Annotated in this window: 8 protein-coding genes; 5 read left to right on the forward strand and 3 right to left on the reverse strand. The window is 68.2% G+C overall.

What is annotated here, in order from left to right; all coding sequences use genetic code 11:
* Positions 1-1,952, forward strand: a 1,952-nt coding sequence (locus HC022_RS13430) for a DUF3971 domain-containing protein (protein WP_167452774.1), incomplete at its 5' end; no start/stop codon positions are given.
* A 7-nt stretch (positions 1,953-1,959) separates the two neighbouring features.
* Positions 1,960-3,009: a tRNA preQ1(34) S-adenosylmethionine ribosyltransferase-isomerase QueA gene (gene queA, locus HC022_RS13435; RefSeq protein WP_167452775.1), complete on the forward strand. Its 1,050-nt coding sequence runs from the start codon at positions 1,960-1,962 to the stop codon at positions 3,007-3,009.
* A 6-nt stretch (positions 3,010-3,015) separates the two neighbouring features.
* Here queA and HC022_RS13440 read toward each other — a convergent pair whose 3' ends face one another.
* A complete protein-coding gene (locus tag HC022_RS13440; RefSeq protein ID WP_167452776.1) occupies positions 3,016-3,246 on the reverse strand; it encodes a hypothetical protein in 231 nt (76 codons plus the stop codon).
* 538 nt (positions 3,247-3,784) lie between these two features.
* On the opposite strand from HC022_RS13440, the gene HC022_RS13445 reads away from it, so the two are divergent.
* The 3 genes from HC022_RS13445 (at position 3,785) to lpdA (ending at position 7,387) form a co-directional block, all read left to right on the forward strand.
* On the forward strand, positions 3,785-5,080 hold the full coding sequence (locus HC022_RS13445) for an MFS transporter (protein WP_167452777.1): 1,296 nt from the start codon (positions 3,785-3,787) through the stop codon (positions 5,078-5,080).
* A 116-nt stretch (positions 5,081-5,196) separates the two neighbouring features.
* Positions 5,197-5,778 (forward strand): DUF924 family protein, encoded by a 582-nt coding sequence (locus HC022_RS13450; protein WP_167452778.1) that lies wholly within the window; start codon positions 5,197-5,199, stop codon positions 5,776-5,778.
* A gap of 214 nt (positions 5,779-5,992) precedes the next feature.
* The gene (lpdA, locus tag HC022_RS13455; protein ID WP_167452779.1) at positions 5,993-7,387 is read left to right on the forward strand and encodes a dihydrolipoyl dehydrogenase; all 1,395 of its coding nucleotides are present in this window, start codon (positions 5,993-5,995) and stop codon (positions 7,385-7,387) included.
* A gap of 479 nt (positions 7,388-7,866) precedes the next feature.
* Here the strand turns inward: lpdA and HC022_RS13460 are convergent, their stop codons facing one another.
* Together HC022_RS13460 and HC022_RS13465 are read right to left on the reverse strand one after the other, a co-directional pair.
* A complete protein-coding gene (locus HC022_RS13460; protein WP_167452781.1) occupies positions 7,867-8,442 on the reverse strand; it encodes an HD domain-containing protein in 576 nt (191 codons plus the stop codon).
* A complete protein-coding gene (locus tag HC022_RS13465; RefSeq protein ID WP_167452780.1) occupies positions 8,439-8,669 on the reverse strand; it encodes a hypothetical protein in 231 nt (76 codons plus the stop codon). The genes HC022_RS13460 and HC022_RS13465 overlap by 4 nt, the downstream gene beginning before the upstream one ends.
* Between the last annotated feature and the right edge of the window lie 200 nt (positions 8,670-8,869).

The following is an 8,869-nucleotide window of genomic DNA, read 5'->3' on the forward strand; positions in this document are numbered from 1 at the left end:
CCGAGACCCTGCTGTCGCACTGGCCCGAGGCGGCGGCGGCGCCGGCGCGCCGCTGGGTGGCCGAGAACATCCACGCGGGCTCGGTCCACGACGGCATCTTCGCCCTGCGCATGGCCCCGGGAGAGCCGGTCAAGAGCTACATCGACGCCCGCGTCGAGGGCGTCGAGCTCACCTATGCCAAGCACCTGCCGCGGCTCGAGGATGCCACCGGACAGCTTACCATCTACGACAACCGGCTGGCGGCGATCATCGAATCCGGCCACGTGACGCCGCCCGAGGGCGGCCAGATCGACGGCACCGGCACCCGCTTCGTGATCCCCGACCTGCGCGCCAAGCCCGCGAGCGGCGAGGTCACGCTGGCGGCCTCCGGGCCGCTGGTGGCGGCGCTGTCCTATCTCGACAGCCCCAAGCTCGAGATCATGCGCAAGGCCGGCAAGCCGGTGCAGCTGGGTGAGGGTCATGCCGAGGTCACCGGCCGCATCGTGGTGCCGCTGAAGCGCGGGGCCAAGCGCGAGGAGATGGAAATCACCGCGCAGGGCGTCCTGACCGGCGTGAGCAGCGACGAGGTGGTGCCCGGCAAGACCCTGAGCTCGGACCGGCTGCTGCTCGATCTCGACGACTCGCGGCTGGTGATCTCGGGGCCGGCGGACATGTCGGGCGTGCCATTCGAAGGCAGCTGGACGCAACCGCTGGCACCGGATTCGGGCAGCCGGGTCGCGGGCGAGATCACCCTCTCGGAGCCGGTGGCGAAGGCGCTGGGGCTGAAGCTCGCGCCGGGCACGATCACCGGCAGCGGCAAGGGGCAGCTCACGGTCGAGATCGACAAGGGGCAGGTGCCGCGCTTCTCGCTGGCCTCGTCGCTGGCGGGCGTCGGCCTGTCGCTGCCCCAGATCGGCTGGAGCCCGTCGCAGGGCGGCACCGGGACGTTCGAGGTCGAGGGGCGGCTGTCGTCGCCGGTGTCGGTCGACCGGCTCGCGCTCAAGGCCGCCGGGCTCGACGCGGCGGGCTCGCTGGCGCTCGACGGCGCGGGGCAGTTCCGCAGCCTGACCCTGCCGCGACTGCGGGTCGGGGGCTGGCTCGACGCCTCCGCCGTGCTGAGCGCGCGTGGCCGGGGCGCGGCGCCCGCGGTGCGGCTGACCTCGGGGCGGCTCGACATGCGCCGGGCCCCCTTCGGCACCGGTGCCAGCGGCGGCGGAGGTGCGGGCGGCGACGGGCCGATCACCGTGGATCTCGACCGGCTCGACATCACGGACACCATGTATCTCACCGCCTTCAAGGGCGCCTTCCAGAGCAACGGCGGGCTCGACGGCAGTTTCGAGGCGCGGGTCGGCGGCACCGCCCCCATCAAGGGGCGCATCATTCCCCAGCACGGCCGCAGCGCCATGCGGTTGCAGAGCCGCGACGCGGGCGACGTGCTGGCCGGGGCGGGGATCTTCCGCAACGTGCAGGACGGGACCTTCGACCTCACGCTGACCCCGGTGCAGGGGCGCGCGGGCGAATACGACGGCGCGCTCGAGATCGAGGGCGCGCGGCTCAAGAACGCGCCTGCCATCACCGGGCTGCTCGACGCGGTCTCGGTGGTGGGGCTCATCGACGAGCTGAACGGCTCGGGGCTGTTCTTCAGCGAGGTCGAGGCCCGGTTCCGGCTCACGCCGCAGCAGGTCATCGTCAGCCGCTCGAGCGCGGTGGGTCCGTCGATGGGCATCTCGATGGACGGCTACTACAACCTCGGCAGCCGGACGATGGACATGCAGGGGGTGCTGTCGCCGGTCTACATCATCAACGGCATCGGACGGCTCTTCGCGCGCAAGGGCGAGGGGCTGATCGGGTTCAACTTCAACCTTGCCGGGCCGGTGGACGCGCCGCGCACCTCGGTGAACCCGCTTTCGGTCTTCACCCCCGGCATGTTCCGTGACATCTTCCGGCGCCCGCCCCCCAGCGTGACGCAATAGGACCTGCATGAAACTCTCCGACTTCGATTTCGACCTGCCGGAGGCGCTGATCGCGACCCGGCCCGCGAACCCGCGCTCGTCGGCGCGGCTGCTTGTGGCCGATGGCGACACGCTCACTGACGCGGTGGTGCGCGACCTGACCCAGTGGCTGCGCCCCGGCGACCGGCTGGTGCTGAACGACACCAAGGTGATCCCGGCGCGGCTCTCGGGCACGCGCGAGCGTGACGGCGCACAGGGGCTCACGCGCGCGCAGATCGAGGTCACGCTGCTCGAGCCGCGGGCGGACGGCTGCTGGGCGGCGCTGGTCAAGCCGCTGAAGAAGCTGCGCGAGGGCGAGACGGTGGTGTTCTCGGACGCGCTCTCGGCGGTGCTCGAGTCCAGGGAAGAGGGGCAGGGGCTCTTGCGCTTCAACCTCGTGGGCGAGGATTTCGACGCGGCGCTGGCCGAGGCGGGCGCGATGCCGCTGCCGCCCTACATCGCCGCCAGGCGCGCGGCGGATGCGCAGGACAAGCAAGATTACCAGACGGTCTGGGCCGAGCGGAAAGGGGCCGTCGCGGCGCCCACCGCCTCGCTGCACTTCGACGAACCGCTGCTCGAGTCGCTGCGGGCGCACGGGGTCGACTTCACCAAGGTCACGCTGCACGTGGGTGCGGGCACCTTCCTGCCGGTCAAGGTCGAGGACGTGACCACGCACCGCATGCACGGCGAATGGGGCGAGGTCTCGGACAGCGCCGCCGCCGAGATCGCCGCCACCAAGGCCGCGGGCGGGCGGGTGATCCCCGTCGGCACCACGGCGCTGCGCCTGCTCGAGACCGCGGCGCGCGACACCGGCGCCATCGCGCCCTGGCAGGGGGTCACCGACATCTTCATCTACCCGGGCTTCACCTTCCGGGTGACCGATGCGCTGATGACCAATTTCCACCTGCCGAAATCGACGCTGATGATGCTGGTCTCGGCGCTTATGGGGCAGGAGCGGATGAAGCGGATCTACGATCATGCCATCGCCGAGCGCTACCGTTTCTTTTCGTACGGGGATTCCTCGCTGCTGATCCCCTGACGGGGCTCAGCGCAGCACCACCGTGTCCGAGTTCAGCATGGTGCGCGCGTTGAGGCAGATCGGCAGCAACGGCAGGTCCGTGGTGAACGCCGAGATCTCCTCGGCCAGCGGCTTGACGATCCTGCCGGGCAGGTCCAGCGCGCCGCCCGGCAGCGCGTCGGTGTCTTCCACCGTGTCGTCGAGCCATGCGCCCAGCGGCGAGCCCGTGGAGAACAGAGCCGGAACCGCCGCGCCCATGTCCTGAACAGGGACCTTGCCGTCATCGCACTCTCCTGCGCCGCGGATGCCGGGCAGGTCGGCCGGCGCTCTGACATGACAGAAGGCGCGAACATCCCGGCGACTTTTCGGGAGTATCGCCGAGAAGCTGCCGGGTTCACTCGTCCTTAAGGGTAGTGAGTTGATAAGTTGATGCAATTTGGACCTGCCGATGTCGAGGGGCGAAAATGCCGAATGTAAGACTGGCTTAGGCAAGCCACATGCCGGCAAGTGACTTTTTGCTCCTGTCGTCACGAGCGGTTGTCCCGTGGGGTCGCGCGAACACCCTGATCCCCGTCCGGAATGCGGTGCTGCGCCGTGGCGACGCCGCAAGGGCGACCCGGGCGGACCGGCCCACAAGTATCCGGAATCTGGAATTCCTGGGCGCCGTTAGCAACGACCCGCCGGTCAAACGGCAAACTGCCACGAAATTCCCGCAAGGGGTTGCACCAGCGGAGCGGGACAGGCAGGGCTACGCCACTGATTCAGGCCCGGCCATGTGGCGACGAGGAGACACGACATGCTCGACGTTCTTAAACATTCCTGGGCTCTGCTTCTGGGAATGCTGCTGCTGATGCTGGGCAACGGCCTGCAGGGGTCTCTGCTCGGCGTGCGCGGCAGCGGCGCGGGGTTCTCGGCCTTCGAGATGTCGGTCGTCATGTCGGCCTATTTCGCCGGTTTCCTGCTCGCGTCGCGGCTCACCCCGGGCATGATCCGCCGGGTCGGGCACGTGCGGGTATTCGCCGCGCTGGGGTCTTTCATCTCGGCGGTGCTGATCCTCTATCCGGCCTTCCCGCATCCCATCGTCTGGACCGCCGAGCGCATGGTCATCGGCTTCTGCTACTGCGGCGTCTACGTGACCGCAGAGAGCTGGCTCAACAACGCCTCGTCGAACGAGAGCCGGGGGCAGGCGCTTTCGGCCTACATGATCGTGCAGATGCTGGGCATCATCGCGGCGCAGGCGATCCTGCTGGTGCCGGATCCGTCGGGGTTCCTGCTGTTCGTGATCCCCTCGGTGCTGGTCTCGGTGGCCTTTGCGCCGATTCTCTTGTCGGTCGCGCCGACCCCCGCCTTCGACACCACCCGACGAATGAGTCTGCGTGAGCTCTACGGCGTGTCTCCGCTCGGGGTCACCGGCATGTTCCTGCTGGGCGGGGTGTTCTCGGCCCAGTTCGGCATGGCGGCGGTGTTCGCGGCCGAGGCCGGGCTGAAGCTCACCCAGATCTCGATGTTCGTGGCGGCGTTCTATGTGGGCGCGCTGGTGACACAATACCCGCTGGGCTGGCTCTCGGACCGCATGGACCGCCGCCGCCTCGTCGCCTTCGTGGCGCTGGCGGGCGGGCTCGCGTCCTGCGTGGCCGCCGCCATGCCCGAGAAATTCCCGGTGCTGCTCTTCGCCGCTCTCGTGGCCGGCGGGGCGGCCAACCCGCTCTATTCGCTGCTCATTGCCTACACCAACGACTTCCTCGAGCCCGAGAACATGGCCTCGGCCTCGGCGGGGATGCTGTTCGTCAACGGGGTGGGCGCCATCGCCGGTCCCATCGTCACCGGTTACGCGATCCAGACCTTCGGACTGGGCGGCTTCTTCGGCCTGATCGCGGTGCTGCTGCTCGGCCTCACCGTCTACGCGGTCTGGCGGATGACCCAGCGCAAGGCGCCCACGGTCGACGAGACGGGGGCCTACACGGCGGTGCTGCCGACCGCGACGCCGGTGGCGCTCGAGGTCATTCAGGAGGTGGCCATCGAGGCCGCGGAAGCCGCCGAAGCGGCGGACCTTGCCGGAGAACCCGGTGGATCCACGCAGCAGACGAGCTGATTGTCACTGCCGGAATGTCGTAATTGACAGAAAACGTGACTTTCGGTTCCGTTGGTGGGAATTGTAACCTTCGTGTGACGCCCGGGGTGAGGGCGAGGTGAAAGGAGCATGAGGCCATGACGGGGCCGGAAGATATCTTGGCATTCTGGATCGACGAGGTCGGGCCGGATCGGTGGTATGCAAAGGACGAGGCGCTAGACGCCCGCGTCCGCGACCTGTTCGAAGAGACCTGGGAGGCGGCCATGGAAGGCCGCTTCGGGCTCTGGCTGACCTATCCCAGCGGGGCTCTGGCCTACATCCTGCTGCTCGACCAGTTTCCGCGCAACATGTACCGCGACAACGGCAAGGCCTTCGCCTCGGACGAGATCGCGCTCGCGGCGGCGAAGCAGGCGATCTGGCGCGGCTGGGACATGAAGATCGACGAGCCCGCTCGGCAGTTCTTCTACCTGCCGCTGATGCACTCCGAGAACCTCTGCGACCAGGACCGCTGCATCCGCCTTCTCAAGGAGCGCATGCAGGAGACCGGAGACAGCAACCTGCTGCACGCCCGCGCCCACCGCGAGGTGATCCGCGACTTCGGCCGCTTCCCGACGCGGAATTCGGCGCTCGAACGCTCATCGACCGCCGCAGAGCGTGCCTATGTCGAACAGGGCGGCTACGGCGCCACACTGCGCAAACTTCAGGCCGAGGCGGCCTGAGACGGCTCCGGGCGGCGTGCAAGCCCTTGCAAAGCCATTGGAAGGCCCGTGCGACCGCTGTCGTGCGGGCCTTTTTCCATGCTGCGACCATGACGCTCGGAGTGACGCTCAGGGTTGTGTGCGACAGGAAACCGCCCGCCGGGGTTGGCTTTACATTGAAGCGTTGCGGAAAATGGTTTAATGCCAAACTAATTTGACACGGACGGAGAGAGCCATGGCTTCCCAAAGCTTCGACATGATCGTCATCGGCGCCGGACCCGGCGGATATGTGGCCGCGATCCGCGGCGCGCAGCTCGGGCTCAAGGTGGCCTGCGTGGAGCGCGAGCACATGGGGGGCATCTGCCTCAACTGGGGCTGCATCCCGACCAAGGCGCTGCTGCGCTCATCGGAGATCTTCCACTACATGCACCGCGCCAAGGAGTACGGTCTCAAGGCCGACGGCATCGGCTTCGATCTCGACGCGGTGGTGAAGCGGTCGCGCGGCGTGGCCAAGCAGCTCAATTCCGGCGTCACCCATCTTCTGAAGAAGAACAAGGTGACCTCGATCATGGGCGAGGCCACGATCACCGCCAAGGGCAAGGTCTCGGTGAAGACCGACAAGGGCACCGAGGAGCTGACCGCGAAAAATATCGTGGTGGCCACCGGCGCCCGGGCGCGCGAGCTGCCGGGCCTCGAAGCGGATGGCGACCTGGTCTGGACCTACAAGGGCGCGCTGCAGCCCAAGCGCATGCCGAAGAAGCTGCTGGTGATCGGCTCGGGCGCCATCGGCATCGAGTTCGCCAGCTTCTACCACACGCTCGGCGCCGATACGACGGTGGTCGAGGTCATGGACCGCATCCTGCCGGTGGAGGACGAGGAGATCTCGAAGTTCGCCAAGAAGCAGTTCGAGAAGCAGGGCATGAAGATCCGCGAGAAGACCATGGTCAAGAAGCTCGACCGCGGGCAGGGCAAGGTCACCGCGCATATCGAGCAGAACGGCAAGACCATGACCGAGGAGTTCGACACGGTGATCTCCGCCGTGGGCATCGTCGGCAACACCGAGGGGCTGGGGCTCGAGGCGCTCGGCGCCAAGGGGGAGAGTAGACAGGTGGTGGTCGACAAGTACAGCCGCACCGGGGTCGAGGGCGTCTACGCCATCGGCGACGTGGCGGGCGCGCCGTGGCTGGCGCACAAGGCATCGCACGAGGGCGTCATGGTGGCCGAGCTCATCGCCGGCGGCCACCCGCACGCTGTGGACCCCGACAGCATTGCCGGCTGCACCTACTGCCACCCGCAAGTGGCGAGCGTCGGCATGACCGAGGCGCAGGCCAAGGAGGCAGGCTACAAGATCAAGGTCGGCCGCTTCCCCTTCATCGGCAACGGCAAGGCCATCGCACTGGGCGAGCCCGAGGGCATGGTGAAGACCGTCTTCGACGAGAAGACCGGCGCGCTTCTGGGCGCGCACATGGTCGGCGCGGAAGTGACCGAGCTGATCCAGGGCTACGTGGTGGGCCGCCAGCTCGAGACCACCGAGGAAGACCTGATGAACACGGTCTTCCCGCACCCGACGCTCAGCGAAATGATGCACGAGAGCGTGCTCGACGCCTGGGGTCGCGCCATCCACTATTGACGGGGTCCGTCTCGCATCACCCGAGGTCTGAAGGGCCGCCGCATCGCGCGGCGGCCCTTTTGTTGTGGGAAGTCCTGGGGACGGGGGCGGTGGGCAAGTGCAATGCTGCTGACCGGTCACGGACCTCGGGATTTGCCTGCGCGCGGCTGCGGTTTTGCGGGAGGTCCGATGTCGCACGGATGACGCGGAAGCAGGGGGCGTTGCCCCCTCGGCCTGCGGCCTCACCCCCGGAGTTTATCCGGCAAGATGAAGGGCGGCGGTTGGTGTGGGGTGGCAGGTGTCTTCATCTTGCCAAATACCCCCCCGCCGGAGGCGGCACCACGATGACGCTTGCGCTGCGGTTGCTCTCAGCGGCGGCCCGCAAAGACACCGGCGAAGCAGAGGCCAGCGCGGGTCGGCATGAGTCTTCATCTTGCCAGATAAACTCCCGCCGGAGGCATCGTGACCGTGCCGCCGGCTGGGCGTTTGTGGCCGGGCGGTCAGGGGCCTGCGAAGAAGCTGGCGACGCGGGGGCGGATCCAGGACCAGAGCGCGGGGGCGCCGCGGCGGATCTTGGGGCCGACCTTGGCCTCGAAGACATCGAGGGTGACGCCGTAGTCGCTCCAGCTGCCGCCGCCGATGGCGAGATTCATGTTGGGCGGCTGGAAGCGGTCGAGGGACTTGGCGAAGCGCGCGTCCGGTGTCTCGTTGGCCTCAAACTCCAGCCAGAGCGCCAGCAGCTCGGCGCCCTGCGCCTCGGGCAGCAGGCCAAAGAGGCGGCGGGCGGCGGCGAGTTCCTCGGCCTCCTTCGCGGCTTCGTCCACCTCGCCGAAGATCGGGGCGTCGCCGGCGTCGATCTCGACGATGTCGTGGATCAGCAGCATGCGGATCACCCGCGCCACGTCGATCTCTTCCGGCGCGTGCTCGGCCAGCACCAGCGCGAAGAGCGCGAGGTGCCAGCTGTGCTCGGCCGAGTTCTCGAAGCGGCCGTCGTGGTTGCGGGTGGCGCGGGTGATGGCCTTGAGTCGGTCGGCCTCCATCAGGAAGGCCATCTGCGCGTCGAGCCGGGCGGTCACTGGTCGCCGCACGTCGCGCTGCCCTCGAGCCGCTCGAGGATGAACTGCCGCGCCCGGCGCTCGGCGAGGCGCACCCGGATCGAGGTCAGGTACGCATCTTCCAGCGTCGTGGACGAGGCGCCGATCACCTTGGCCACCTCCATGTAGAAGCGGTCGTCGCCGGTGGCGTTCATGGCCTTGAACGTGTCCTCGGCGAGCTTGTCCGACAGTTCCTGGGTCAGCGACATGGTGCACCTCGTCTGCATGTGGGTCCCGCCCGTCATAGCGGAAAGCGCGCCCGGGATGGAAGCACCCGCCCGTCTCTTGCCGCAGGGCCGCGCGAAGGGGAGCCGCGGGCGCGCGGGGCGTGCTAGCGTCGGCTGAGGTGAGGGGCGAACGAGGGGGGGCACGTATGAAGCGCATCGCCATTTTCTGCGACGGCACCTGG

It is taken from the genome of Salipiger sp. HF18, assembly GCF_011806505.1.
GTDB classification, from domain to species: domain Bacteria; phylum Pseudomonadota; class Alphaproteobacteria; order Rhodobacterales; family Rhodobacteraceae; genus Salipiger; species Salipiger thiooxidans.

Bases quoted from the DNA above. Each gene is read 5' to 3' on its own strand.
- HC022_RS13465 (WP_167452780.1), bottom strand. From the start codon at position 8,669: ATGTCGCTGACCCAGGAACTGTCGGACAAGCTCGCCGAGGACACGTTC.
- HC022_RS13445 (WP_167452777.1), top strand. From the start codon at position 3,785: ATGCTCGACGTTCTTAAACATTCCTGGGCTCTGCTTCTGGGAATGCTG.
- HC022_RS13450 (WP_167452778.1), top strand. From the start codon at position 5,197: ATGACGGGGCCGGAAGATATCTTGGCATTCTGGATCGACGAGGTCGGG.
- HC022_RS13440 (WP_167452776.1), bottom strand. From the start codon at position 3,246: ATGGGCGCGGCGGTTCCGGCTCTGTTCTCCACGGGCTCGCCGCTGGGC.
- queA (WP_167452775.1), top strand. From the start codon at position 1,960: ATGAAACTCTCCGACTTCGATTTCGACCTGCCGGAGGCGCTGATCGCG.
- lpdA (WP_167452779.1), top strand. From the start codon at position 5,993: ATGGCTTCCCAAAGCTTCGACATGATCGTCATCGGCGCCGGACCCGGC.